The organism is Pseudomonas fluorescens (assembly GCF_004683905.1).
Taxonomy (GTDB): Bacteria; Pseudomonadota; Gammaproteobacteria; order Pseudomonadales; family Pseudomonadaceae; genus Aquipseudomonas; species Aquipseudomonas putida_A.
The window spans coordinates 3,743,623-3,770,200 of sequence record NZ_CP038438.1; the positions used below are offsets into that span (position 1 = coordinate 3,743,623).

Here is a 26,578-nt window from a genome sequence, read left to right on the forward strand (position 1 = left end):
GCAGATACAGGCAGGTGAGATCGTCACACCTCGCGTTTTCCGTGCGCTGCGCGCATCTGCGTCAATACTCAATCCAATTTCTCAACGAGCAGGTGCCTTCGTGGACATCAAACAACTCAAGTTCCTGATCGCACTGGACGAAACCCGACACTTCGGCCAGGCCGCCGCCCGCTGCCACATCACCCAGCCGACCCTGTCGATGCGTCTGCGCAATCTGGAAGATGAGCTGGATCTGGTGCTGGTCAATCGCGGTCAGCGCTTCGAGGGTTTCACCCAGGCCGGCGAACGGGTGCTGGCTTGGGCGCGCACACTGCTGGCAGCGCATGACGGCCTGTTCGCCGAAGCTGCGGCGTGCCGCGGGCAACTGGTCGGCAGCTTGCGCCTGGGTCTGGTGCCGCTCAGCAATTTCAACCCGGTCAATTACATTCAGAGTTTGTCCGGGACCTATCCGGAGCTGAAATTCAGCCTGTCGTCGGGGAGTTCCGACGAGATCATCGCCGGTTTGGGCAACAATCAACTGGACCTTGGCGTGTGTTATCTGGACCACGTCAACCCGAACTATTTCGACTTTTTCGAAATCGGCGAAACCCGCGTCGGTCTGCTTTACGACAACCGTCACTACCATTTCGAAGGCTCGGAAATGAGCTGGGAAGACGCCGCCGAACTGCCGCTGGGGATGATCACCACCGGCATGCATTACCGCAAATCCATCGACCTGAGCTTCCGCAGTCGCGGGCTGAATCCGCAGCCGATCCTGGAAAGCGATTCGACGTATCAATTGCTGCAGGCGATTCACCAGGGCTTCTGCTGCTCGATCATGCCGCTGGACAGCGGGCTGGAAGAGCCGATCGAACACCTGTCGTTCATGCAACTGCCGGATGCCAGCGTGCTGGCGCCGCTGGGGCTGGTAATGCGCAAGACCGAGCCGCGTTCGGCGATAGCCGAGAAGTGTTTTGCCGAGGCGCGGAAAATGTTTGGGGGTGAGGTGCCGGTTGTTTGAGTGACTATCCAGACATTGCTGTTGGACGCTTGGCCGCCTTCGCGAGCAAGCCCGCTCCCACAGGTTGAATGCATTTCAAATGTGGGAGCGGGCTTGCTCGCGAAGAGGCCCGCCCAGCGAATACACATTCGGATATGACAGCGGTGATCGACCCACCCAATCACCAGATCAGAACAAGCGATTGGACGCACTTTTGACTCCCCCGTAGCCTGAATTCACTTCAGCGCTTCGGAACTCTCAAGATGCTCTGCCACGTCGAATCCAACACCGAACCAAACACCGAACCCAACGCCCCCGCCCCGCAACCCTCACAGGTGGCGTTTCGCGAATACCTGCCGTACGCCCCGCTCTCGCACGTCGCCCTGGCCGCGGAGATCGCCCTGGCGATCACCTTCAACGGCCTGAGCCAGGCGGTGATGATGGTCTCGCCCGGCAACCTTGAAGATTTCATCCGGGGCTTCAGCCTGAGCAACGCGATCATCGACAGCGTCGACGAGATCTACGATATCCATCTGACGCATTTCGATCAGGCCTGCCAGGCCGACATGCAGATTTCCAGTCGGGCCTTCTGGGCGCTGAAAGATCATCGTCGGCAGATGGCCGGCACCAGCGGCTGCGGCATCTGTGGCGTCGAGGCGCTGGAGCAGGCGTTGCCGCAACTGCAGATTCTGCAACCCTGCGCCCTGCCGCCGGCCGCGCATTTCGATGGCATCCGCCAGCGTATTGAACAGGCTCAGCAACTGGCCCGCAGCAGCGGCGCCCTGCACGCGGCGCTGTACTTCGATGCCAGCGGTGAGGCGCTGTTGTGCCGCGAAGACATTGGCCGGCACAACGCCCTCGACAAGCTGATCGGCGCGATGCAAATCGCTGACGTCGATGCGCGCCAGGGCTTCGTGGTGGTCACCAGCCGTTGCAGCCTGGAGCTGATCCACAAAGCCGTGCGCGCCCGCCTCGGCACCCTTGTCAGCCTGTCCGCCCCCACCGCGTTGACCGTGCGCTGGGCGCTCAAGCATCGGCTCAATCTGATCCATGTGCCGCACCGCAACGCCCCCCGAATCTACAGCCCGATCCAGGAGCTTTCGCCATGAGCAACACCCTCACCCACCTCGACGATCAGGGCCGCGCCAACATGGTCGATGTCAGCGACAAAGCCGCGACTCGCCGCGAAGCGACGGCGCAAGCCTGGGTGCAGATGCGCCCGGAAACGCTGCAGATGATCCAGGCCAACGGTCACCCCAAGGGCGACGTTTTCGCCGTGGCGCGCATCGCCGGAATCCAGGCGGCCAAACGCACCCACGAACTGATCCCGCTATGCCATGCGCTGCTGCTCAGCTCGATTCACGTTGAACTCAAGGCCTGCGAACCGGACCGCGTGCAGATCACCAGCACCTGCCGCCTCACCGGCCAGACCGGCGTCGAACTTGAAGCCCTGACCGCCGCCAGCGTCGCGGCGCTGACCATTTACGACATGTGCAAAGCGGTGGACCGGGCCATGGTCATCGGCGACATCCGCCTGCTGAGCAAACAGGGCGGACGCTCCGGGCATTTTCAATGGGAGAACGCGCAATGATCCTGATCAACTACTTCGCCAGCTACCGTGATCGCCTCAATCTGGGCGGGGAAAAAATCCCCCTGAGCGACGACCTGAACTGCATCGAGGACGTGCGGCAGATGCTCATGGCCCGTGGTGAGGAATGGCGCGAAGTGCTTGGCGCCGGCAACCTGATGTGTGCGTTGAACCAAGAGCTGTGCCAACCGAGCGCGGCGATCGAAGACTTCGACGAGATCGCGTTTTTCCCACCGGTCACCGGGGGCTGAGCATGACGGTTCGAGTCCAGTACAAAAGCTTCGACGTCGGCCAGTTGACCGCCGACCTGCATGCGCGCAATCCACGGGTCGGCGCGGTGGTGAATTTCATCGGCTATGTGCGTGATCTGAACATTGGCCAGAGCGTGAACGAGCTGTTTCTCGAGCACTATCCGGGCATGACCGAAAAAGCCCTCGAACAGATCGCCGACGAGGCGCGCGAGCGCTGGCCGCTGCTGGGTGTGGAGATTGTGCATCGGGTCGGCGCGCTGGCGGTCAGCGAGCCGATCGTGTTTGTTGGCGTCAGCAGCAAGCACCGGCACATGGCGTTCGAAGCCTGCGCGTTCATCATGGATGTGCTCAAGACCCGCGCGCCGTTCTGGAAGCGCGAGAGCACGGCGCAGGGTTCGCATTGGGTCGAGGCGCGGGAGAGTGATCAGAATGCGGCGCTGCGCTGGAGTCTGGCGCATGCCTGAAGATCAAGAGCCCCTCACCCTAGCCCTCTCCCCGAGGGAGAGGGGACTGATTGGGGAATATTGAAGAAATTCACCGAATTGAAAGATTGGCTCTGAATCCATAATCGACTCGATCTCTCAGGTCGATGGATGACGCCAGACACCTCGGTCGGCCCCCTCTCCCTCTGGGAGAGGGCTGGGGTGAGGGTTGAAAGTCTGATTAGATAGCCACTCCGCCAGGATTAAACTCCGGAGTTTCGTTTGAGCACAGCGCCCAACAACCTGCCCCGCCCCGCTCCCGTCACCCTGCGCCAGGCCTGGCGCTTCTGGCTCAAGCTCGGCTGCATCGGTTTCGGCGGCCCGGCCGGGCAGATCGCGATCATGCATCAGGAACTGGTCGAGCGCAGGCGCTGGATCTCCGAGCGGCGCTTTCTGCATGCACTCAACTACTGCATGTTGCTGCCCGGCCCCGAAGCCCAGCAACTGGCGACCTATATTGGCTGGCTGTTGCATCGCACCTGGGGCGGGGTGATCGCCGGGGCGCTGTTCGTGCTGCCGTCGTTGTTCATCCTGATTGCGCTGTCGTGGCTGTACATCGCGTTCGGTGATGTGCCGGTGGTGGCCGGGATCTTCTACGGAATCAAACCGGCGGTGACCGCGATCGTCTTGCACGCCGCGCACCGTATCGGCTCGCGGGCGCTGAAAAACAGTTGGCTGTGGGCGATCGCCGGGGCGTCATTCGTGGCGATCTTTGCCTTCAATCTGCCGTTCCCGCTGATCGTCCTCGGTGCAGCGTTGCTCGGCTATTTTGGCGGACGCCTGGCGCCACAGCGCTTCAACAATGGCGGGCAGCGCAGCAGTGCCGAATCCTTCGGCCCGGCGCTGATCGATGACGACACGCCGACACCTGAGCATGCGCGATTCAGCCTGCCGAAACTGTGGCGTCTGCTGCTGGTTGGCGCAGCGCTGTGGTGTTTACCGATGGGCCTGCTGACCGCGCTGTTCGGCTGGGATGGCACCTTCACGCAAATGGGCTGGTTCTTCACCAAGGCCGCGTTGCTGACGTTTGGTGGCGCTTACGCGGTGTTGCCCTACGTCTATCAGGGCGCGGTCGGGCACTACGGCTGGCTGACGCCGACGCAGATGATCGACGGCCTCGCCCTCGGCGAAACCACGCCCGGGCCGTTGATCATGGTGGTGGCGTTTGTCGGTTTCATCGGCGGTTACGTGCAACCGGCGTTCGGCGCGGAACATGCGTTCGCCGCGGGCGCACTGGCGGCGACGCTGGTGACCTGGTTCACCTTCCTGCCCTCGTTCCTGTTCATCCTCGCTGGCGGGCCGTTGGTGGAATCAACGCACAACGAACTGAAGTTCACCGCACCGCTGACCGCGATCACTGCGGCAGTGGTCGGAGTGATTCTGAACCTGGCGTGTTTCTTCGCCTATCACGTGTTCTGGCCCAACGGATTTGCCGGGCACGCGGATCTGTTTTCGATCGGGCTGGCGCTGCTGGCGGCGTTGGCGCTGTTCATTTTCAAACGCGGGGTGATCGAAGTGTTGATCGTTTGCGCCCTTGCCGGGCTGGGCTTTCATCTGATGCGCTGAATCCTGGCCTGCGAATCTCCCGTTTACACGCCCGCGAATTCCCCCTTACTATCCGGGCACACCGGTCGGCGGGCCTGCCCCGCCACCGACGTTTTCCGCCAACGGAAACACGCGTTATGAGCACGTCACCACAACAACCAGAAAGGTTGAACGTCTCCGCTGTGTGCGCCCTCTGTCACAGGGGCCGCGCATGAATCGCATCGTCAATCTCCCCATGGCCCTGCGCCGTTCCAAGCTGCGTCACTCCGCACGCCCGCCGGATATCGCCTGCTGACTCTCTCAGTCAACAAAAACGATGGATGCATGACTGTAGTGAGGGGATTTATCCCCGATGGACTGCGCAGCAGTCCTCACAGGTTCTGTGTCACGCCTGACTGATCTCCATTTGATATCCCTGCCGGGACGCTCTTAACGCGTCCGGCCCGATCCTGCGCGCCCATGCGGCGCCATCGTGAGTGATTGACCATGAAATTCGCAGCCATCGAAGACGCACGCCTGTTCCTGGAACAGAACCCCGATATCGACATGATCGAGCTGTTCATCCTCGACGCCAACGGCGTGCCACGGGGAAAGCTGTTGCACCGCGAGGAACTGCTCGCCGTATACGAAAGCGGTCGCCCGCTGCCCAGCACCATTCTCGGCCTGACCGTGCAGGGCGAAGACGTGGAAAACTCCGGGCTGGTGTGGGACGTCGGCGACATCGACTGCCGCGCCTACCCGCTCGAAGGCAGTCTGGTGCGCCTGCCGTGGCGGCAGATTCCGACCGCAGCGGTGCAGGTCAGCATGCACCCGAGCGAGGGAATGCCGGCGAGCATCGCCGACCCGCGGCATCTGCTGATCAAGGTGATCGACGGCCTCAAGGCCGAGGGTTTTCACCCGGTGATGGCCTGCGAGCTGGAGTTTTATCTGCTCGACGCCAAACGCGATCACAACGGTCGCCCGCAACCGGCGCTGGACGCCGACGGTGGCCGACCGCGACACACCCAGGTCTACGGTTTGCGTGAACTGGAGCAGATCGAACCGTTCCTCGCCGACCTCTACGGCGCCTGCAAACTGCACGGCATTCCGGCGCGCACGGCGATCTCGGAATACGCCCCGGGCCAGGTGGAAATCACCCTCGAACACGGCGACGCGTTGCTCGCGATGGATCAGGCGGTGCGCTACAAACGTCTGGTCAAAGCGGTGGCGCACAAGCACGGCATGCAAGCGACGTTCATGGCCAAGCCGTTCGATGATCTGGCTGGCACCGGGATGCACATGCACGTCAGCCTCGCCGATGCCGAAGGGCGCAATCTATTTGCTTCCGAAGACCCGGCCGGTACGCCGCTGCTGCGCACCGCGATTGGCGGCATGCTCGCCTCGCTGCTCGATTCGCTGCTGCTGTTCTGCCCCAACGCCAACTCCTACCGCCGCTTCCAGGCCAACAGCTATGCGCCTTTGGCGCCGACCTGGGGCGTCGACAACCGCACCGTCAGCCTGCGCGTACCGGGCGGCCCGGCCAACACCCGGCACATCGAACACCGCATCTGCGGCGCCGACGCCAACCCGTATCTGGCGGCGGCAGCGATCCTTGCCGGGATCCATCGTGGCATCCGCGAGGATCTGGATCCGGGCGCACCGGTCGAGGGCAACGGCTATGCACAAGCCAAGGAATTGCTGCCGACCGACTGGCTGACGTCGCTGCAGGCGCTGGAAAATTCGGTGTGGGCACGGGATGCCCTGGGCCAGGAATTTCTCGGGGTGTATCTGGCGGTGAAGCGTGCCGAGTACCGGCAGTTCATGGCCGAGGTAGGTGAACAGGATTGGCGCTGGTATCTGACCGAAGCCTGAAGCCTCACACCATCCCCCCTGTGGGAGCGGGCTTGCTCGCGAAGGCGTCGGCACAGTCAATATTTCAGTGACTGACCCACCGCATTCGCGAGCAAGCCCGCTCCCACAGGGGATTGCACCCTGACTCCCGAATTTTGTGTGGACACCGACATGAGCCAACGCTGCAATTCCTACTACACCGCCACCCTCAACCAGGACACCGACTACCCGACCCTGCAGGGCCGGCACCAGGTTGATGTGGTGATCATCGGCGGCGGTTTCACTGGCGTTGCCACCGCCGTCGAACTCGCCGAAAAAGGCCTGAAAGTCGCCATCGTCGAAAGCCACAAGATCGGCTGGGGCGCCACCGGACGCAATGGCGGACAAGTCACCGGCAGCCTCTCCGGCGACGGTGCAATGCGCAAACAGATGCGCCCGAAACTCGGTGATGAAGTCGACGATTTCATCTGGCACCTGCGCTGGCGCGGTCATCAAATCATCCGGCAGCGGGTCGAGAAGTACGGCATCCAGTGCGACCTCAAACACGGCCATCTGCACGCCGCCTACAAGCCAAGTCACATGGACGGTTTGCGCCAGGATTACGACGAAGCCGTGCGCCGCGGCCTGGGTGATGAAGTCAGTCTGCTCGACCGCAGCCAAGTGCGCGACCTGCTGCAAAGCGACCTCTACCACGGCGCAATCAAGAACACCCGCAATATGCACCTGCACCCGCTCAACCTGTGCATCGGCGAAGCGCGGGCGGCGGAAAGTCTTGGTGCCTTGATCTTCGAGAACAGTGAGGTGCTGGAGATCATTCACGGCAAGACGCCAGGGGTGCGCACCGCCCACGGCCAGATCGACGCCAATCAGGTGATGCTCGCCGGCGACGTTTATCACAAGCTCGAACCGGGCCAGCTCAAGGGCAAGATTTTCCCGGCCATGGGCGGCATCGTCACCACCGCGCCGCTGGGCGATCTGGCGCGGCAGATCAACCCCGAAGACCTCGCGGTGTACGACTGCCGTTTCGTCCTCGACTACTACCGCCTCACGGCCGACGGGCGCCTGCTGTTCGGCGGCGGCGCCAACTACAGCGGCAAGGATTCACGGGACATCGCCGCCGAACTGCGCCCGTGCATCGAGCAGACCTTCCCGGCGCTCAAAGGGGTGCAGATCGACTACCAGTGGAGCTGCGCGATGGGCATCGTGATCAACCGCATCCCGCAACTGGGCAAGCTCTCGGACAACGTCTGGTATTGCCAGGGTTATTCCGGACACGGCATCGCCACCACCCACATCATGGGCGAAATCATGAGCCGCGCGATCACCGGGCAGATGGAACAGTTCGACACCTTTGCGCAGTGCCAGCATATTCGGGTGCCGATGGGGGATTTGCTGGGCAATCCGCTGCTGGCGGCGGGGATGTGGTATTACCAGATGCTTGAAAAGTTGCGTTGACCGCACCGGCCCCATCGCGAGCAGGCTCACTCCTACAAGGGAAACGCGTTCCAAATGTGAGAGCGAGGCTGCTCGCGAAGAGGCCAGCAGCCTCACTACAAATCTCACTCCGGCAACTGCTCCACCATTGAAATGCATTCCAAATGTGGGAGCGGGCTTGCTCGCGAAGGCGCCAGCAGCCTCACTACAAATCTCAATCAGGCAACTGCCCCCCCATTGAAATGCATTCCAAATGTGGGAGCGGGCTTGCTCGCGAAGGCTCCAGCCGCCTCACTATACAAATCTCAGTCCGGCAACTGCCCCCCCCCCATTGAAATGCATTCCAAATGTGGGAGCGGGCTTGCTCGCGAAGGCGCCAGCAGCCTCACTACAAATCTCAATCAGGCAACTGCTCCACCACAATCCCCAACCGCCGATAATCCTCGACACTCCCCGACGCCAGGTGCCGCTCGGTTATCAGCGTATGCAGGCGCGTACACGCGGCCACCACAAACGGCTCCACCGCGCCGAGCTTGTCCGCCGTGGTCACCGCAATCACCCGCGCTGCGCTGTCGAGCAGCGCCTGTTTCACCGGCACTTCATCGAAATGCAGCGAGGTGACGCCCACCTCCGGGTGAATCGCACAGACGCCGGTAAACGCCAGATCCGCCTTGATCCCGGCCAGCATGCGCACCGCCTCGTGCCCGCTGGCCGACATCGTGCGCGGGTTCAGTTGTCCCCCGGCCAGAATCACTTTCACCCCCTTGTATTCCGACAAGGCAATCGCTGTCATCGGCGCGGCGGTCACCGCAGTGATCTGGATATCCGGGCGCAACGAGCGCGCCACCTGCAACGCGGTCGAACCGGAATCGAACAGCACAATCTGCCCGTCCTCGACCTTTTGCGCTGCCAACTGCGCCAGCCGCACTTTCACCTCATCGCTCTCCTCCAGACGGGTGAAGTAATCCTTGCCGCTGTCCTTGGGCCTCGGCAACGCCCCGCCATGCACGCGCTGCACCAGTCCGGCGTGGTCCAGTTCGGCCAAGTCGCGGCGGATGGTGTCTTCAGACACAGCGAAGTGCTGGCTCAACTCGGAGGCCATGACCTTGCCGTCGCGTTCGAGGATCAGGAGGATTTTCTGCCGGCGCAGGGATGGCAGTTCGGTGACCGAATGATCGTGCATGGTTTTGCCTGTTTATGCTTGTAGTTGCAGGTTTTGCCGAGACTAGCGAAAGCTTTGGGCAAACACAAATCGGCGGGTATCAATTGTTTCGATCATTGGAATCAACATGCCGAATTTTTTCTTTGCATTCAGCCTGTTCAGAATGGCCTCACTTTAAAAAGGCTCAGGATGAACAGCTGATGAATCTCAATTTTGCGTTTGCGTGCATGATCGTGGTGTCTTTTGCGATTGCGCTGGGCCACGCCTGATCCGTCACACCGACGCCGCCAGATGCTCACGCAACCATTTGTGTGCCGGATCGCGATGCGCGCGCTCGCCCCAGAACATCGCCATTTCGTAGCCCGGCACCGGCAACGGCGCATCGACTACCTGCAACGCCGGGTTGTCGCGAACCAAGCGTGACGGCAGCATCGCCACCAGATCGGTACTCGCCAGCACCGACATCACCATCAGAAAATGCGGCACCGACAGCACCACTTTGCGCGCCAGGCCGACCTCGGCCAGCGCCTTGTCGGTCACCCCGAAAAAGCCCCCGCCCTCGCGCGACACCATCACGTGTTCCAGCGCACAGAACTGTTCGCGAGTCGGCTTACGCTTCAACCCCGGATGCCCGACACGCCCGGCCAACACGTAATGCTCGGTGAACAGCACCCGTTGATGCAGATCCAGCGGCGCCTCTTCGGTGATGTGCAGCGCCAGGTCAAACACGCCCTGCTCCGCTTGCCTGGCCAACTGCGCCGGCATCAGATCGAGCACTGCCAACCGCGTGCCCGGAGCCTGAAGGCGCAAACCGCTGAGCGCTGGCAGCACCACTGTCGATTCGCCGTAATCCGTCGCCGCGACTTTCCAGACATGCCTGGCCTGCGCCGGATCGAACGCGCTGGCCGGCGCCACCGCGCGCTCCAGTGCTTCCAGCGCCTCGCGCAACGGCTCGCGCAATTCATCGGCCCGCGCCGTCGGCCGCATGCCCCGTGGCCCGGGCAGCAACAGCGGATCGCCGAAGATTTCGCGCAGCTTGGCCAGATGCACGCTCACCGACGGCTGCGACAGGCTCAAGCGCTCTGCGGCGCGGGTTACGTTGTGTTCTGCCAACAACACGTCTAGGGTCAACAGCAAGTTGATATCCAGACGTCGTAAATTATTCATGGCTATACCTGACATATCAGACATTCATTTCCAATATACCGATCAAGGATTGATCCTGCCTGCATTCAACCAAGGAGTTGCAACATGAATGTGCTACTGGTCTACGCCCACCCCGAACCCACTTCGCTCAACGGCTCGCTCAGGGACTTCACCGTCCAGCGTCTGCAAGCCGCCGGCCACACCGTGCAGGTCTCCGACCTGTATGCGATGAACTGGAAGACCACGATCGACGCCGATGACGCGCCCGATCGCGATGAAAGCCGGCCATTCCACGCCTCGATCGATTCGAAACTGGCTTACCAACAGGGCCGGCAGTCCGCCGACATCGCCCGCGAGCAGGAAAAACTGCTATGGGCCGACGCGCTGATCCTGCAGTTCCCGCTGTGGTGGTTCACCATGCCGGCGATCCTCAAAGGCTGGGTCGAGCGCGTGTATGCCTACGGGTTTGCCTACGGTGTCGGCGAACACTCCGATGCGCGCTGGGGCGAGCGCTACGGCGAAGGCAAGATGAAAGGCAAACGCGCGATGCTGCTGGTCACCACCGGAGGCTGGGATTCGCATTACAGCCCACGCGGGATCAACGGGCCGATTGATGATTTGCTGTTTCCGATTCAGCACGGCGTGCTGTTCTACCCCGGTTTCGACGTGGTGCCGCCCTTCCTGGTGTACCGCGCCAGCCGCATGGATCAAGCGCGGTTTGCCGAGACCTGCGAGGCACTGGGCACGCGTCTGGATGAGTTGTGGAGCACGCGGCCGATAGCGTATCGGCAGCAGAATGCCGGGGATTACGAGATCCCGGCGTTGACGCTCAAGGATGATATTGCTCCGGGTGAGCAAGGGTTCGCCGCCCACACTTTGTAAAGATCACTGAACCTTTGTGGCGAGGGAGCTTGCTCCCGCTCGGCGACGCAGTCGTCGCAAAACCTGCGATTTTGGTACACCTGAAACACCGTGGCATCGGGGTTTGGGGCCGCTGCGCAGCCCAGCGGGAGCAAGCTCCGTCGCCACAGGGGGATGTGCTTCAGACTTCCTCCCGCGCCCGCCGCACCTGCACCAACAACGCCGGCGCAAAGTGCAGCACGACCATCCGCGCCAGGTGGTGAGTCAGGATGAACACCACATTCAGACCACCGGCGAAGGCGACAATCGCAATCGTCTCGATCGCCCCCGGCATGTACGCCAGCCACAGCGACAGCGGATCACTGCCCAGCCAGCGCGCCGCCACTTCGGCAAACGCCGCCGCGACCACGATCATCAAGCCGACCGACACCAGCGCCGTCCGCCCGTGCCGCCCCAATTCCGCAAGACCGAGTCCCTGAAAGCGCGAGCCAATCCGCACGCCAAGAATCAGCGCCGCCAGATTCAGGCTCCAGTCCGGCATGTGAAAGCCGTGCAGCCATCCCGATTTCACAAACACCGCCGTCAGCAGAATCGCCGTCAACATGAACGGCGCCGGCACGCCGATCACCAACAGCAGTCGCCCGATGACGATGCTCAAGCCGATCAGCGCCAGCACGGTCAACGCCATGCCCGTGCTCAACGGAGCGCTTTCAACCACCGCCACCGAGGCCTGCCCGGGAATCAAAAAGCTCACCAGCAGCGTGATCAGCAACAAGCGCATCAAGTGCACGATGATGACTTTGCTCGAAGCCTTTTCCGACTCCAGCAAATCGAACACCGCCGCCAATGCACCGGGGTACACCGCCAACAGCGCATCGGTGCGATTCCAGCCAGCGCCGCGGGTCAGCCACCATCCGGCGAGGGCAATCTGCACGGTCAGGCATATCAGCAGAACGCCGAGGCTTGGCAACATCGCCGACGCCGTCACACTGTCCCACGCCTCGAACATCAGCCCGGTGGCGATGCCCAGCGTGACCTGGATGTAGCCCAAACCATAAGGCGTCGCGGGGGCAAACCCGAACTTGGTGGCGACCAATGCGGTGACAAGAATCGCCCCCAGCAACAAGCCATGAGGGACACCGCTGACCTGCAACGCAGCGCCGACAGCGGCAGCGATCAACAAACACAGAATCGATTTCATATTCTTCGCCTTCCTGGCTATTTCCCTGAGGTATTCCACTCCCCTGTAGGAGCTGCCGAAGGCTGCGATCTTTTGACTTTGATTTTTAGAAGCAAGATCAAAAGATCGCAGCCTTCGGCAGCTCCTACAGGGGGGATTCGTTTTTACGTGCGCAACCGCCCGATCGCCCGCCGATACTTTTCGACCCGTTCCAGATCCTCCCAACTTGGCGAGGCAATGCGCGACAGGTCGCTGTTCTCCTCCAGATCCGCCAGTTTCACCACCCGGCCAATCGGGTTCTGCGCCGCGCGCTCGACGAAATCCTCGTAGGATTCGCCCGGCACTTTGGTCACCGACTCAATCGCCGTCAGCACCTCTTCGCTGAAGCCTTCCTTACGCAAATCATTGAGGCTGATACCGCAATCCTCGACCACATCGTGCAGCACGGCGACGATGCTTTCTTCCAGCGTGCTCATGCGCAACATGACTTTCAGCGGATGCAGAATATACGGCGCACCGCCCTTGTCGACCTGCCCGGCATGGGCGGTGGCAGCGATGGCGATAGCGCGTTCGAGGGTCTGGGTCATGGGAGTCTCTGTGGGTTAAACGCCGTATCGGCCGCCGACGTGGATGTTGCGTTTGAGCCAGTTGCGGATCGCTTCAAGCCGTCCGGTTGGCTTCGCAGGCCCGGAATGACGTTGAAGAATCAGCGAGACCACGGTGGACTGATCGGCATTTGGATGGGCATCGATCAACTCGGCAACCCACGCGCAGTCAGCCTTCCTCAGGTGTTCACGCCACTCGCCCGGCCAAGCATCCAGCTCATCCAGCGCCAACCACCGCGCACCGCCATGCTCCATATGCCCGCCAGACATCGACTGCTCCAAACAGAAAGGCGAGTCTGGCTTTGCAGGGTCAATGTGAAACAGATAGATGTCGTGAAAGGGATGCTGCGAGGGGAGCGCGTTATTGCGGCTGCCGATTTCGATCATGGGCAATGTTCCAATCCTTGGGCGCTTAATGTTTCCGATTGTTTCGCAGTGTACGCCACACGAGCAAATCAAAAACCCGATGGAACCTCCCTCCGTCTGGTCGCCTCGAAACTTTAAAGCGCCAAAAGCTTCGATCAGACTCGGCGCCCCTGAAGAGGAAACCCCGATGAACATTCGCTTCCTGCTTCTGATCGCCACGTTCGCCGTCATCCCCACCTGCGTCATGGCCGAGGGCTGCGACGTCCAGACCCAATCCTCCAGCGCTTCGGTGCCAGCGGTGGAAACCCACAGCTGCTACGAATACGAAGGCATGCCCGTCAGTTCCATCGACTGGTCGTGCAGCAATGAAAGCAAAGACATGCTCAACAGTAAGAAAACCAAGGTCGACCACTGTGCCGACCACTATCAGGCCACGTGTATCGCCACGATCACCCAGGAATCCCTGGCCAACCCGCACTCCACCAGCAAAGACAAAAACGCCAAGGCGCTGAACATCCCCGATAACGCCCAAGTGACCACGTATTACTACGACGTGGATCATCTGGCCCAGGCGCGAATTGATTGTGAGAATGGTGGGGGCCAATGGAAGGCAAAGTAAGCGTTTGATATCTGTGTTAGCGACAGGCAAAGAAAAGCCCGGCTCTAAAGACCGGGCTTTTTAGTACGCAATATCCGTTAACCACCGCCGTTACCCCCACTGCTGCTACCGAACAGTTGACCCGCGGAGCTGGGCTTGGAGGCAGAAGGCACCGGCCCATTGTCGGTCTTGCCACCATCCCCACCTTTAGGCAGCGAATTGGCATCCGGATCGGCATGGGTGGCAGGGGACGCCGGGTCGCGAGTCTGGCTGTTGCCGTCGTTTACCGTTGGGGTGGGCGTATCGCCGGCCGCGATCGCATACAGCGAACTGCCGGACAGCAACGCCGCGAGGGTCAACACCGTGATTTTATGGTTCAACATGGTGGCTCTTCCTCTGCGTGGGGAGTTACAGCATTGGAAGAAGGTGTGTGGCGAAGGTGCGGTGTGTCGGACGAATGGTTATCGCCCAGTCATTTCGCGCAGTTTCGAAATCTGAAAACTTCGTAGGAAAACGCTTCATGTGGCGAGGGAGCTTGCTCCCGCTGGGCTGCGAAGCGGCCCCAAAACCCGATAGTCCGTTTTACCCATATACATCGGACGCCCCAAATTACGCCGACTGCGTCGCCGAGCGAGAGCAAGCTGCCTCGCCACAGGTACGCGTTTCACGTCCTACAGGTCGGTTGTCGCAGTTGGAATTGCTGCCTAGAGTGGGTTTGTCGCTAACAAAACTGGCGATAGGGTTTCGCAGCCCTTAAGATTCATACCCTGTTCCGTCTGGCTCGGCCGATTCCCGGCTGCCTAGGTTTTTATGGCGGTTGTGCGTGGGAGACCTTCAGGTCTGCCGGTTCATGGTGTTAATCCTCCGGTCTGCGAACCTGCGCATAGCTGCCACCCTTCTGTTTCGCAGCTCAATGGTGGCAATTCTTCTTCACTCAGGATTATCACCATGACGACGCAAAAGCCTCTTCTCCCTTACACAAAAATGTCCCACCCCGCCACCGACCATCCCGTACTCCTCATCGACGCCAACGCCCCATTACAGGATCTCCATGCGTGCGTCGCCGAACGCCTCAACGCTGTCCTCAAATATCTCGACCTCATCGCATGCACCCGCCTGCTCGACCACGCCGAGCATGACATTAACACCGTAACTAACATCGCTAGGATCATGGTGCAGGACGTGAGTGACGTGTTTCGGGTGATTGAGCAGCGAGGTTTGATATGACCTCGAAATTCCCGAATCGATTATGTGCTTTAAGAATGAGCCTTCAGTCCTAAATACGCGTTTACCACGTGTATGGATGCTTAGGATGGCAATCAAATCTGCTCAGCGTTTTTGATCCCCCAAACACAGGAAACGACGAAATACGCTTGGTTAGTTAAGCTGAAGACGATAGATTGGCTCGGGCAAAAAGCCATCATCCACACCAAAAAGCTATTCAACCACACACAAGGACCTCGTATGGGACGTTTGTTAGTCGTAAAGGATTCAAGCAATTTCAATCCAGATCTCGGCAGTGTAATTCCCGTAGCTCTGGAGCATGAAGACGGTAGTTTCAGAAACGTGGAAATTTCGGAGTTCCCAAACTCGGGGATTTTTATATCAAAAGAATACATGAAAATTGACGAGCTTTTTAAGGATGACGAGCTTTTCATAATCAAAGAATGGCATGAAACAGATAACGAATGGCAGGAAGACAAGCGAAAGCAAAAGTACTACTCGAAAGGTGAATGGGCTGAACGGCTAGAACATAACGCCTTAATTCCAGTTATAAAAATGCCGATGCCAGATATAGACACTGGAAAAGTAAGCTTAGGTTACGATCTGCCTAGAAACATCCTGTTCTTTATAGAAAATGAGGGCAGTGTAAATGGCCCATTTTTAGCTACAAAAGACGAAGATGATTGGTTTTTAACGCCATCAACTGGATTGACACCTTTAAATCTTCCTACCGATCATATCGCTAAATTTGACAAAAGCACCTTGGAGCACAGCGGTGAACTACTTCGATTTGAAGTAAGGGGCGGACCAAGAAGCTTTATTACCTCACTCAAAAAGCTAGAGAAATTAGAATTCGATAAAATAGATTACATCTCAGCATCTCGACTTATTAAATACTACGCAAAATCTGGTTTCGGGAAGGGCAACCCTACACTGGGAAAGAACGAAGCAACCAAGCTAACCCAAATAATAGACTCATATAAAAAGAAAAACAAAGCAATGGACAACGATCAGCGCTTAAAGCGACTGGAGCTTGTACTTGCGGACTTTTTGGATGACGAAGGTTACGGAAAAGGAATAATTGAAGAATTTTTACTAGACAATATTGAAGGAAAAAAATACTTAGATAGCTACTTCGAAAAAAATAAAGATATCCTTATAAAAGAAAAAATACAGGAAATTGATGAACAAACCATAGAAAAAAAGGAAAAAATACAAAGAGAAATAAATGATATGTCTCGGGTTGCTGACCAAAAAAGAAAGGAACTCGAAACAATAGATCAAGATGTTGAGAGGGCGCGAACAGAAGCGGAACTGGAGTTAAAACGAATTCAAGAACAGTCCGCGGAGCAAGCCCACCAAAGCCTGCTTGAGAAACAAACCTTACTGACCAACACGAACACTGAACTAGAACAAAAAATAAAAGAAAACCAAAAAGCACTGGAAGAAATACTAGAGAAAAATCAAGACCTAAGACATGTAACCAGTCTAAAGGAAGAAATCCAGTTCCAACAAAGAACAAACCAAGATCGACAAAAAGAAATTATAGACTTGGAAAGAACTCTAGAAAGTCAAAAAACCCTCATTGCATCTCCTCAGCTAGGGGAGAAATTAACAGAATTAAAAACGTTAATTCAAATGCTGAATGGAAAGCCGGACTACGAAACAAAAACAGACACAAAGACTGTGCACCTGAAAGCTTCAGAAATTGAATTAACAAAAGAGAACCGATCCGACTACATACACCATTTACTTAATACGTTTCATGCTGATGAGGGCCGGCCATTTACTTATGACGAAATGGCAAACTTGGTAATTAGCACTACTCAATCTTTCCTCACGTTCCTATCAGGGCCACCAGGCACCGGTAAAACCTCCACAGCTCTACGACTGGCACATGCGCTGAAGCTAAATGGAGCAGATGATGATCATGGGGCCGGCAATTTCCTTAACGTAGCAGTCGGTCGTGGCTGGGTGGCCGGGCGAGATATTCTGGGGTTTTATAACTCATTGAAAGATGTCTACCAACCTTCGCGCAGTGGTCTTTATCAATTCCTAAAAAACAAAGAAACATCAGCGGAAAAATTCACGAAAATAGTATTGTTGGATGAGGCTAATCTTTCTAGCGTTGAACACTACTGGTCTGACTTTTTAGGCATGTGTGATACAGAGGGAACCAAGCGCCGAATTGACCTAGGTATACCCGATGCTACTCAGCGGTACCTTGAAATTGGCGGCAATCTCAGATTCATTGCAACTATAAACAACGATGCGACAACTGAAAAACTTTCCCCGCGATTAATTGATCGCGCACCAATTATTTCTCTCGGGGAAGATGTTAACCTGGAAGATATATCCTCACTAATAAGCTCTCACAGATTCAACGGGGCAGTTCCACACGAGCAAATTAACCAAGCCTTCAATATTTCTTCCAGCGAAGCTGACCTCCTTCCAGACGAGCAAGCTTCGCTTGAACAAATACTTTCTATCCTGACCTCTCAAGTAGCAAAAACCAGCGCAATCCATATTAGCAAACGCAAAACCAATGCAATAAAAAGATATTGCTACATCGCTAATGAGCTCGGAGGAATGCGTAACCGCCCTCTAGACTATGCTGTAGCCCAGCATATCCTCCCCGCAATTGAAGGATATGGTGCCGCCTTTCGAGATAGGTTATTAAAATTAGAACAAAAACTAAGCGACTTCGATTTGAATATTTCCAAACGTGCCCTGCGAAACATCATCGAGGAAGGAGACAATTACGCCGATACCTATTCTTACTTCTAGAGAGGGGCATCAAATGCGATTTATAGCACGTATAATTAGCGGAAAACGAAAAGATCAAATATTTGAACTTTCCTCTATCGAAGCTCATATCGGCGAGAATATTTATTTTCTCGAGGATGAGGCAATTGAATTCAGACTTGAGCTAGAAAGACCAGTTGATGACATTACTTTATGCCTCCATGAAAATGAAATTTCCGCCACAAATAATTTTAAAGAAGGTGAAAAATGGATATACGAATGGAAACCCAAATCACTGGCAAAGTGGGGCTACGAATGCTTTTTTCATAACTACTACGGAATGGCTGAACTAGTACTAGCAACAAAGATAGACAATTACAACGAAAGGATAATTATTGAGCAATTTTCGCCAATTGAAGTATTGGCAAAAAAAATAAACGCTGAACGTGCAGAAAAAATGCTTTCTTTCCTAGCGGCTCATGACAACGAAGCGCTGGCTGCTTTTTTTCGAGTAACTCGATTAAAGGCCGGATTCAAAGAGGGAGATAAGTCCGTAAGTTTTCTTATCGACCAACTCGAAAGAAACGTACTACTACTGAGCGCAGAACTGCCAAAGATATACTCCAAGCCTATAGCTAAACTCATCCCTGTAACAAAGGTAGTTGCATTCTCTGAGAACTCGATAATAGACGATACCACTTTAGCGTGGATAGCTGAAAACTGTGACGGTTTATTCTCTGTTGACGATATCGAACGAGCACTGCTTGAGTTCGATAGCGAACTATACTCTTCAGAAAAAATCCTAGAGAATCATTTAAAGGAAGAGCTAAGCATATACGAGAACCAAGTAGTACATGGATTCATTATTTCACTTATGAGGGCAGCATCAGAGCTGCTTCGGCGATTAGAAGATTACCCAGCTTCTAAAATCCGTACACAACAGGATCTCTCCGGCTACCTTTCGTTTTTTTCTCAACTCAGCAAATACGCCAAAATTATTAATCGAAAAAAAGCGGAAAGATGCAGAGAACTAATAGAAGCGCTTCAGGGTTTAAAACGCAAATTTGATGACAAGGTGCCAGTTACCACCCCTATTATAGGAACTCCTCAATTCACAAGAAAAGCTCGCTATAACCTTCACTATCAAAAAATATTTCATAAAATTATCGCATGGCACCGATTCGGCTCACCAGACTGGAGTGTTCAAGAGGAACTCTTCTCAATTCAAAGCATCCCTAAATTATTCGAGTACTATTTATTATTCTTAGTAAAAAATCACTTGGACACCGAAACAGTTCTAGGTGAAAAGCTTGAACTCCTGCAAAACCCTTCACTGAGCAAAAATGACTTCGAGTACCAATGGGGCGAGTACAACATAAAGATAATGTACGAACCCAAGGCGTGGACTCATGAGCACTTACAATCAAGCGCATCACAAATAATCAACTCCGAAGGCTGGACTTTCAACCACCACAATGGTGACTTAAAACCCAGAGGTCAAACGGGCGCAAACGCCAATCGCTGCCCAGACATACTGTTAGCAATCACGTCATCTGATGGAGAAACCCGACAGCTGATCATTGATGCGAAATACACGAACAGCAAGAAGGCTTTTACTCACTACCTCCCAGAACTTACGATGAAATATTTACATGGACTTCATGAGAAGGAAACTGGACTTAACCCATCGATTGGCCTAATGATTGTTAATCCAAGCGAGCAGTGTACAACACGACACTTCCATCACCAGCGCTATAGCATTTATGGTGCGACCCCGGTCACACCAGCCTTACTAGTGAGTTCCATCACACCAGGCGAAACAGAGGAAAAAAACTCAGACCTAAAAAATAACATTTCTCAATTTCTATATTTAATGAGATCCAGCTTTAAAAAAGAAGACAGAAAAACTTACCTAGAAATAGTTGCATAACATCAGCACCAATCACAAAGGCGGCTCTATCAAATAGAGCTGCCTTTGTGAGAGTAAATCCTCGTCAAAAATTCGCCGGCGTATTCGCACTAATAATTTCCGCCTCATCCGCCCCAATATTCCGAAACTTATGCGGCAGCGTAGTCGGAAAATAATACCCATCCCCCGCGTTCAACACACTCACCGACCCATCCACGGTCAACTCAACCGTGCCACGCGTCACCAGCCCGCACTCCTCACCTTCCGCATGCACAATCGGCTCTTCCCCCGAACTCGCGCCCGGGGCGTATTGCTCGCGCAGCAAGCGCATCTGGCGGCTAGGCACCGAGGCGCCAATGAGCAGCAGGCGCAGGCCGTGGCGGCCCAGGTCGGGTTGTTCGTTGGCGCGGAAGACGTATTGGTGTTCGCGCGGGGGCTGGTCGAAGGTGAAGAAATCGGCCAGGGACATGGGGATGCCTTCGAGCAGCTTTTTCAGGGAGCTGACGGAGGGGCTGACGCGATTCTGTTCGATCAGGGAGATGGTGGCATTGGTCACGCCGCTACGCCGGGCCAGCTCGCGCTGGGAGAGTTTGTAGCTTTCGCGTACTAGTTTGAGTCGAGAACCCGTATCCATGACAGCCTTATGTGAGTAGTACTTAAGGGCAATGGGGGTGGGTGGCGGGTGCCGCGCAAGGCGCGCGGATCACGTTGCTCCCGTGTCCCGGAACCGTGAAAGGCGGCTATTAAATCACGTTTGCCGGTGTTGCTCAGCAGGTTCGATGGACGGTGGGTGAAATGAGCCTGCTGGGGGTAATTGCGGGTCAGGCACAAGACCTGTGGGAGCGAGCTTGCTCGCGAATGGGCGGCACATTCAACATCTTTTTTGCTGATAGGCCGCTTTCGCGAGCAAGCTCGCTCCCACAGGGTTTGTGGTGTTGCCGGTCATGTGAAAAAACCGGCGGCGCCTGTGCGGGACCGCCGCCGGGGAGGTAACTTAGATGCCGAAGCGGTCGCGCAGCGAGTAGTAGACGGCGCCGAGGGCGGTCAATGGGGCGGAGAAGGTGCGGCCGCCGATCATTGGCATGTGCGGCAGCGAGGCGAAGGCGTCGAAGCGTTCGGCGTCGCCGCGGATCATTTCCGAAATCAGTTTGCCGGCCAGGTGCGAGCAGGTGACGCCGTGGCCGCTGTAGCCTTGCATGTAGTAGGCGTTTTTCTCGATGCGGCCGAATTGCGGCATGCGTGACATGGTCAGCAGGAAGTTGCCGGTCCAGCGGTAGTCGATTTTCACATCCTTGAGCTGCGGGAACGTCTTGAGGATCTTCGGCCGGATCAGTTGTTCGATGTCGTCCGGTTCCCGCGCGCCGTAGACCACGCCGCCACCGTACAGCAGACGGTTATCGGCCGTCAGGCGGTAGTAATCCAGCAGGTAGTTGCAGTCTTCGACGCAGTAGTTGTTGGTGATCAAGCTGCGTGCCTGCTTCTCGGTCAGCGGTTCGGTGACGACGATCTGCGAGCCGCACGGCATGCTTTTCGCGGTCACGCGGTTGTCCAGACCTTGCGGCAGGTAGGCGTTGCCGGCGATCAGCAGGTACTTGGCGCGCACCTGGCCTTTGGCGGTGCGCACGACATTCGGCTCGCCGTACTTGATTTCCACGGCAGCCGACTGCTCGTAGATTTTGCCGCCCAGACGCACGATGGCCGCGGCTTCACCGAGAGCGAGGTTCAGCGGATGCACGTGGCCGCCCTGCATGTCCAGCAGGCCGCCAACGTAGGCGTCGGAGCCGATTTCGCGACGGATGTCAGCGGCATCGAGCATCTTCAGGTTCTTGTTGCCGTAACGTTCCCAACTGCGCTTCTGCTCGGCCAGGCCGTTGAGTTGTTTCTTGTTCATCGCCGCGAAGATACCGCCCGGGCGGTAGTCGCATTTGATGTCGTATTCCTTGATCCGCGAACGGATGATGTCGGCGCCTTCGAAGATCATGCTGCCGAGGATTTCCGCCGTCTTGTCGCCGTAGCGTTCTTCGATCACATCGACGTCGCGGCTGTAGGAGTTGACCAGTTGCCCGCCGTTGCGACCGCTGGCGCCATAGCCGACTTTCGCCGCTTCCAGCACCGTCACTTTGTAGCCGGCCTCGGTGAGGAACAGTGCCGAGGACAGGCCGGTGTAGCCGGCGCCGATGATGCAGACATCGCACTCGACCGACTCTTCAAGGGTCGGGAAGTCGATGACTTCGTTGCGAGTGGCGGCGTAGTAGCTGTTGACGTGTTGTTGTTTCATTTTATTGTTCTCCGAGGGTCGCCCTTAGGAGCGACCACCGTTGTAAAAGAGTTAGAGCTTGATCCAGGTCGCTTTCAGCTCGGTGTACTTGTCGAACGCGTGCAGCGATTTGTCGCGACCGTTGCCCGACTGTTTGAAACCACCGAACGGCGCGGTCATGTCGCCGCCGTCGTACTGGTTGACCCAGACGCTGCCGGCCCGCAGGCCACGAGCGAAGGTGTGCGCCTTGCTCAGGTTGCTGGTCCAGACACCGGCAGCGAGGCCGAAGATGCTGTCGTTGGCGATCTGCAGCGCTTCTTCAACGGTGTCGAAGGTGATCAGCGACAGCACCGGGCCGAAGATTTCTTCGCGGGCGATGGTCATGGCGTTGGTCACGCCGTCGAAGATCGCCGGTTGCACGTAGAGGCCACCGGTTTCTTCGAGGGCGCGCTGGCCGCCGGCGATCAACTCGGCGCCCTGCTCGCGACCGATGCTGATGTAGCGCAGCACGTTGTCCAGTTGACGCTGATCAACCACCGCGCCGACGGTGGTCGCAGGATCCAGTGCGTGCCCCGGTTTCCACGCTTGCAGCGCTTCCACCAGCAGCGGGATGAATTGCTCGCGGATCGAACGCTCGACCAACAGGCGCGAACCGGCAGTGCACACTTCGCCCTGGTTGAAGGCGATCGCACCGGCCGCAGCCTGGGCGGCCGCGCGCAAGTCCGGAGCGTCGGCAAACACCACGTTCGGGCTCTTGCCACCGGCTTCGAGCCAGACGCGTTTCATGTTGCTCTGGCCGGCATAAATCATCAGTTGTTTGGCAATCGCCGTGGAGCCGGTGAAGGCCAGCACGTCGACGTCCATGTGCAGCGCCAGCGCCTTGCCGACGGTGTGGCCGAAGCCCGGCAACACGTTAAACACGCCTTTCGGGATGCCCGCGTCCAGTGCCAGTTGCGCGATGCGGATCGCGGTCAGTGGCGACTTTTCCGAAGGCTTGAGAATGAACGAGTTGCCCGCGGCCAGGGCCGGGGCGAATTTCCAGCTGGCCATGATCAGCGGGAAGTTCCACGGCACGATCGCGGCGACTACGCCGGATGGCTCGCGGGTCACCAGACCCAGTTGATCGTGCGGCGTGGCGGCAACTTCATCGTAGATCTTGTCGATGGCCTCGGCGCTCCAGCGGATCGCATTGGCGGTCGCCGGGATGTCGATGCTCATCGAGTCGCTGATCGGTTTACCCATGTCGAGGGTTTCCAGCAGCGCAAGTTCTTCCTGGTGTTGCAGGATCAGATCGGCGAAGCGGATCAGGATGCGTTTGCGCTCGGCCGGGGCTTTGTTGGCCCACACGCCGGAGTTGAACGATTGGCGCGCGACTTCGACGGCGAGGTTGGCGTCGGCTTCATCGGTGCTGGCCACGGAGGCGAGAAAACGGCCGTCGACGGGGCTCAGGCATTCAAAGGTGGCGCCGCTGATCGCCGGGCGATATTCACCGTTGATGAACGCGCGGGATTCGATGCTCAGGGACTGGAAGCGTTGTTCCCAGTCGTTGCGTGTGGTTGTCATTGTTGTGGCTCGACAAGGGGGAATTGGGGGTGTCGTGTCTGGCTTGAGATAGCTGCCCTCTCCCTAGCCCTCTCCCTGAGGTAGAGGGGACCGACCGAGTTGTCTCGGGAGTTGCGCCGACCTGAATGACCGAGTCGATTATGGATTCGGTAAAGCAGGTTCAGGTCGCAGGATTTCCCAAGCATCCCCGGGTCAGTCCCCTCTCCCTCCGGGAGAGGGTTAGGGTGAGGAGCTCTTGGCTTTTGAGGGCCGAAACCATCACACCGTATGCAGATACCAGTTGTACTCAAGGTCGGAAATCGAGTTCTCGAACTCGGCCAGCTCGCTTTCCTTGCACGCGACGAACACGTCGATGTACATCGGGTCGATGTACTTGGCCATGACTTCGCTGTCGTCCAGCTCGCGCAGTGCGTCGCGCAGGTTGTTCGGCAGGCTCTGTTCGTTCTGCTCGTAGCTGTTGCCTTCAACCGGCGCGCCCGGCTCGATCTGGTTGGTCAGGCCGTGGTGAATACCGGCCAGTACGGAAGCCATCAGCAGGTACGGGTTGGCGTCGGCACCGGCCACGCGATGCTCGATGCGCACGGCGTCGGCCGAACCGGTTGGCACACGGACTGCAACAGTGCGGTTGTCGATGCCCCAGCTCGGCGAGTTCGGCACGTAGAACTGCGCACCAAAACGGCGGTAAGAGTTGACGTTCGGGCAGAGGAAGGCCATTTGCGCAGGCAGGGTCTCCAGCACACCGCCGATCGCGTGTCGCAGCGCGGCGTTCTGCTCGGGATCCTCGCTGGCGAAGATGTTGTTGCCTTCTTTGTCCAGGATCGAAATGTGCACGTGCAGACCATTGCCCGCCTGGCCCGGATACGGCTTGGCCATGAAGGTGGTGTCCATCTCGTGGTCATAGGCGATGTTCTTCACCAGACGCTTGAGCAACACCGCGTAGTCGCAGGCCTTGATCGGGTCGGAGACGTGATGCAGGTTGACTTCGAATTGCGCCGGGGCGCTTTCCTTGACGATGGCGTCAGCCGGAATGCCCTGCTCTTTCGCGCCTTCCAGAATGTCCTGGAGGCAGTCGACGTATTCGTCGAGATCGTCGATCAGATACACCTGAGTCGACACCGGGCGCTTGCCGGAGACCGGCGAACGTGGCGACTGCGGACGGCCGTTCACGTTGTCCTGGTCGATCAGGTAGAACTCCAGTTCGAACGCGGCGCAGATGGTCAGGCCCAGTTCATCGAACTTGCGCACCACGTTGGCCAGCACTTCACGCGGATCGGCGAAGAACGGCTCGCCCTCGATCTCGTGCATGGTCATCAGCAACTGTGCGGTTGGGCGCTTCTGCCACGGCTCGATGCTCAGGGTGCCCGGGATCGGGTAGCAGATGCGGTCAGCGTCGCCGATGTCCAGGCCCAGACCGGTGCTTTCCACCGTGGAGCCATTGATGTCGAGGGCGAAGAGCGAGGCCGGCAGGTTGATGCCTTTCTCGTAAACCTTGTGAAGACTGGTGCGCTCGATGCGCTTGCCGCGCACCACACCGTTCATGTCTGCAATCAGAAGGTCGACGTACAAAACCTCAGGATGTTTCTTAAGGAATGCGTTTGCTTCGTTGAGTTGAACGGCACGCAGAGGGACCGACATGATGCACCTATTTAGCTGTTAATTATTATGTTCACCGCTGTTTCGCCGAGCCAGTCAATCCGAAAGGCAAAGTGAAGTCAATAGCGAACACCTGGCCGCTCAGCGTTTATTTTTCGGGCTTTTTTTAACACTCACGTGCCAATGCAGGCGCCGCAAGGCCTGGAATCATGAAGATTGGATGAACGGCGTTTAGAATTTTTTACATGGCAGTTGTTAATTAAAATCAACGAGGCTAAGCTCCGGAAAAGCTCGTTCAAGTGTCAAACTTCGAGGTGAATAAAAATGGCATTCAAGCCATTGATCGGCGTTACTGCGTGCGTCAAACAGATTGGCCTGCACCCCTATCACATCAGCGGCGACAAGTACGTACGTGCTGTCAGCGTTGGCGCTCAGGGTCTTCCAGTGGTCATTCCTTCCCTTGGCAAACTGACTGAAATCGAAGACCTGCTCGGTCAGCTCGACGGTCTGTTGCTGACCGGCTCACCCTCGAACGTGGAGCCCTTCCACTATCAAGGCCCGGCCAGCGAACCCGGTACGGATCACGATCCGGCGCGGGACGCCACCACCCTTCCTTTATTGCGTGCAGCCATTGCGGCGGGCGTTCCGGTGCTCGGCATTTGCCGTGGCTTCCAGGAAATGAACGTGGCGTTCGGCGGCAGCCTGCACCAGAAAGTGCATGAGCTGCCGGGCATGCTCGATCACCGTGAAGCCGACAGCCCGGACGTGGCCGTGCAATACGCACCGGCGCATGCCGTGAGCGTGCTGGCGGGCGGTGTGTTCGAAGCGCTGGCGTTGCCGGGCGAGTTCCAGGTCAACTCGATTCACAGTCAGGGCATCGACCGCCTCGCGCCCGGCCTGCGTGCCGAAGCGGTGGCGCCGGATGGCCTGATCGAGGCGATCTCGGTCGAGCACAGCCCGACCTTCGCCCTCGGCGTGCAATGGCACCCGGAATGGCAGGTACTGGACAACCCGAACTACCTGAAGATTTTCCAGGCGTTCGGTGAGGCTTGCCGGCAACGGGCGACGCGTCGCAGCCAGCGCTGACACCACCCAGGATTTCAAAACTGTTTACTGCCCCCACGGGGTCGGCGGTTGCGCGTGTGCGCATCCGTCATCCGTGAAAACAACAAACCGTAATAACAACAAGTACGACCCAGGCAGCCAGGAAGGCGGCGCCGAACAAGCCCTCGGCAGCGCAAGGTCAGTTAAGCATGCGCA

General features: G+C 57.4%; 24 protein-coding genes. 14 read left to right on the forward strand and 10 right to left on the reverse strand.

Translation table 11 applies throughout. The features are described from left to right. Positions 1-100 precede the first annotated feature (100 nt). The 8 genes from E4T63_RS17115 (at position 101) to E4T63_RS17150 (ending at position 8,130) form a co-directional block, all read left to right on the forward strand. Positions 101-1,000 (forward strand): LysR family transcriptional regulator, encoded by a 900-nt coding sequence (locus tag E4T63_RS17115; protein ID WP_098964452.1) that lies wholly within the window; start codon positions 101-103, stop codon positions 998-1,000. A gap of 242 nt (positions 1,001-1,242) precedes the next feature. Continuing rightward, a complete protein-coding gene (fdhD, locus tag E4T63_RS17120; RefSeq protein ID WP_135296101.1) occupies positions 1,243-2,088 on the forward strand; it encodes a formate dehydrogenase accessory sulfurtransferase FdhD in 846 nt (281 codons plus the stop codon). Beyond that, complete coding sequence (moaC, locus tag E4T63_RS17125) at positions 2,085-2,570, forward strand: cyclic pyranopterin monophosphate synthase MoaC (RefSeq protein WP_047601713.1); 486 nt, start codon at positions 2,085-2,087, stop codon at positions 2,568-2,570. Before fdhD ends, moaC begins: the two co-directional genes overlap by 4 nt. Further along, positions 2,567-2,818 (forward strand): MoaD/ThiS family protein, encoded by a 252-nt coding sequence (locus E4T63_RS17130; protein ID WP_027611705.1) that lies wholly within the window; start codon positions 2,567-2,569, stop codon positions 2,816-2,818. Before moaC ends, E4T63_RS17130 begins: the two co-directional genes overlap by 4 nt. Positions 2,819-2,820: 2 nt before the next feature. Beyond that, positions 2,821-3,282 carry a molybdopterin synthase catalytic subunit MoaE gene (gene moaE / locus E4T63_RS17135; protein ID WP_047601716.1) on the forward strand — a complete coding sequence of 154 codons (462 nt, stop codon included), beginning with the start codon at positions 2,821-2,823 and terminating at the stop codon, positions 3,280-3,282. A gap of 240 nt (positions 3,283-3,522) precedes the next feature. After that, positions 3,523-4,866, forward strand: a complete 1,344-nt coding sequence (chrA, locus tag E4T63_RS17140; RefSeq protein WP_135296102.1) for a chromate efflux transporter — start codon at positions 3,523-3,525, stop codon at positions 4,864-4,866. 465 nt (positions 4,867-5,331) lie between these two features. Beyond that, on the forward strand, positions 5,332-6,696 hold the full coding sequence (locus E4T63_RS17145) for a glutamine synthetase family protein (RefSeq protein WP_135296103.1): 1,365 nt from the start codon (positions 5,332-5,334) through the stop codon (positions 6,694-6,696). A 150-nt stretch (positions 6,697-6,846) separates the two neighbouring features. Then, entirely contained in the window at positions 6,847-8,130 is a 1,284-nt protein-coding gene (locus E4T63_RS17150; protein WP_135296104.1) for an NAD(P)/FAD-dependent oxidoreductase, read from the forward strand. A gap of 376 nt (positions 8,131-8,506) precedes the next feature. Here the strand turns inward: E4T63_RS17150 and E4T63_RS17155 are convergent, their stop codons facing one another. Both E4T63_RS17155 and E4T63_RS17165 read right to left on the reverse strand, forming a co-directional pair. Beyond that, positions 8,507-9,292: a DeoR/GlpR family DNA-binding transcription regulator gene (locus E4T63_RS17155; protein ID WP_135296105.1), complete on the reverse strand. Its 786-nt coding sequence runs from the start codon at positions 9,290-9,292 to the stop codon at positions 8,507-8,509. 252 nt (positions 9,293-9,544) lie between these two features. Further along, positions 9,545-10,438 carry a LysR family transcriptional regulator gene (locus tag E4T63_RS17165; protein WP_177416196.1) on the reverse strand — a complete coding sequence of 298 codons (894 nt, stop codon included), beginning with the start codon at positions 10,436-10,438 and terminating at the stop codon, positions 9,545-9,547. An 84-nt stretch (positions 10,439-10,522) separates the two neighbouring features. Between E4T63_RS17165 and E4T63_RS17170 the strand changes: the two genes are divergently transcribed. Beyond that, complete coding sequence (locus tag E4T63_RS17170; protein WP_134786723.1) at positions 10,523-11,299, forward strand: NAD(P)H-dependent oxidoreductase; 777 nt, start codon at positions 10,523-10,525, stop codon at positions 11,297-11,299. A gap of 160 nt (positions 11,300-11,459) precedes the next feature. Here the strand turns inward: E4T63_RS17170 and E4T63_RS17175 are convergent, their stop codons facing one another. From E4T63_RS17175 to E4T63_RS17185, 3 genes are all read right to left on the reverse strand, one after another. Next, positions 11,460-12,479, reverse strand: a complete 1,020-nt coding sequence (locus E4T63_RS17175; protein WP_135296106.1) for an AbrB family transcriptional regulator — start codon at positions 12,477-12,479, stop codon at positions 11,460-11,462. A 143-nt stretch (positions 12,480-12,622) separates the two neighbouring features. Beyond that, a complete protein-coding gene (locus tag E4T63_RS17180; RefSeq protein WP_134786725.1) occupies positions 12,623-13,045 on the reverse strand; it encodes an HD domain-containing protein in 423 nt (140 codons plus the stop codon). A gap of 15 nt (positions 13,046-13,060) precedes the next feature. After that, positions 13,061-13,450, reverse strand: a complete 390-nt coding sequence (locus E4T63_RS17185) for a hypothetical protein (RefSeq protein ID WP_135296107.1) — start codon at positions 13,448-13,450, stop codon at positions 13,061-13,063. Positions 13,451-13,616: 166 nt separating this feature from the next. Between E4T63_RS17185 and E4T63_RS17190 the strand changes: the two genes are divergently transcribed. Next, positions 13,617-14,048, forward strand: coding sequence for a hypothetical protein (locus E4T63_RS17190; RefSeq protein WP_098964471.1), 432 nt, complete (start codon positions 13,617-13,619; stop codon positions 14,046-14,048). 77 nt (positions 14,049-14,125) lie between these two features. Here the strand turns inward: E4T63_RS17190 and E4T63_RS17195 are convergent, their stop codons facing one another. After that, complete coding sequence (locus E4T63_RS17195; protein WP_135296108.1) at positions 14,126-14,410, reverse strand: hypothetical protein; 285 nt, start codon at positions 14,408-14,410, stop codon at positions 14,126-14,128. A gap of 565 nt (positions 14,411-14,975) precedes the next feature. Here E4T63_RS17195 and E4T63_RS17200 point away from each other — a divergent pair. From E4T63_RS17200 to E4T63_RS17210, 3 genes are all read left to right on the forward strand, one after another. Beyond that, positions 14,976-15,254 carry a fructose-bisphosphate aldolase gene (locus E4T63_RS17200; RefSeq protein WP_135296109.1) on the forward strand — a complete coding sequence of 93 codons (279 nt, stop codon included), beginning with the start codon at positions 14,976-14,978 and terminating at the stop codon, positions 15,252-15,254. A gap of 237 nt (positions 15,255-15,491) precedes the next feature. After that, positions 15,492-18,038: an AAA family ATPase gene (locus E4T63_RS17205; RefSeq protein WP_135296110.1), complete on the forward strand. Its 2,547-nt coding sequence runs from the start codon at positions 15,492-15,494 to the stop codon at positions 18,036-18,038. A 13-nt stretch (positions 18,039-18,051) separates the two neighbouring features. After that, positions 18,052-19,926, forward strand: coding sequence for a DUF2357 domain-containing protein (locus E4T63_RS17210; RefSeq protein ID WP_135296111.1), 1,875 nt, complete (start codon positions 18,052-18,054; stop codon positions 19,924-19,926). Positions 19,927-19,990: 64 nt separating this feature from the next. On the opposite strand, the gene E4T63_RS17215 is transcribed toward E4T63_RS17210, so the two are convergent. The 4 genes from E4T63_RS17215 to E4T63_RS17230 form a co-directional block, all read right to left on the reverse strand. Then, positions 19,991-20,539 (reverse strand): cupin domain-containing protein, encoded by a 549-nt coding sequence (locus E4T63_RS17215; RefSeq protein WP_007950154.1) that lies wholly within the window; start codon positions 20,537-20,539, stop codon positions 19,991-19,993. A gap of 360 nt (positions 20,540-20,899) precedes the next feature. After that, on the reverse strand, positions 20,900-22,183 hold the full coding sequence (locus E4T63_RS17220) for an NAD(P)/FAD-dependent oxidoreductase (protein ID WP_135296112.1): 1,284 nt from the start codon (positions 22,181-22,183) through the stop codon (positions 20,900-20,902). 51 nt (positions 22,184-22,234) lie between these two features. Further along, positions 22,235-23,725, reverse strand: a complete 1,491-nt coding sequence (locus tag E4T63_RS17225; protein ID WP_134786730.1) for an aldehyde dehydrogenase — start codon at positions 23,723-23,725, stop codon at positions 22,235-22,237. A gap of 258 nt (positions 23,726-23,983) precedes the next feature. Next, a complete protein-coding gene (locus E4T63_RS17230; RefSeq protein ID WP_027611689.1) occupies positions 23,984-25,360 on the reverse strand; it encodes a glutamine synthetase family protein in 1,377 nt (458 codons plus the stop codon). A 282-nt stretch (positions 25,361-25,642) separates the two neighbouring features. Between E4T63_RS17230 and E4T63_RS17235 the strand changes: the two genes are divergently transcribed. Continuing rightward, positions 25,643-26,404 carry a gamma-glutamyl-gamma-aminobutyrate hydrolase family protein gene (locus tag E4T63_RS17235; protein ID WP_135296113.1) on the forward strand — a complete coding sequence of 254 codons (762 nt, stop codon included), beginning with the start codon at positions 25,643-25,645 and terminating at the stop codon, positions 26,402-26,404. Positions 26,405-26,578 lie beyond the last annotated feature (174 nt).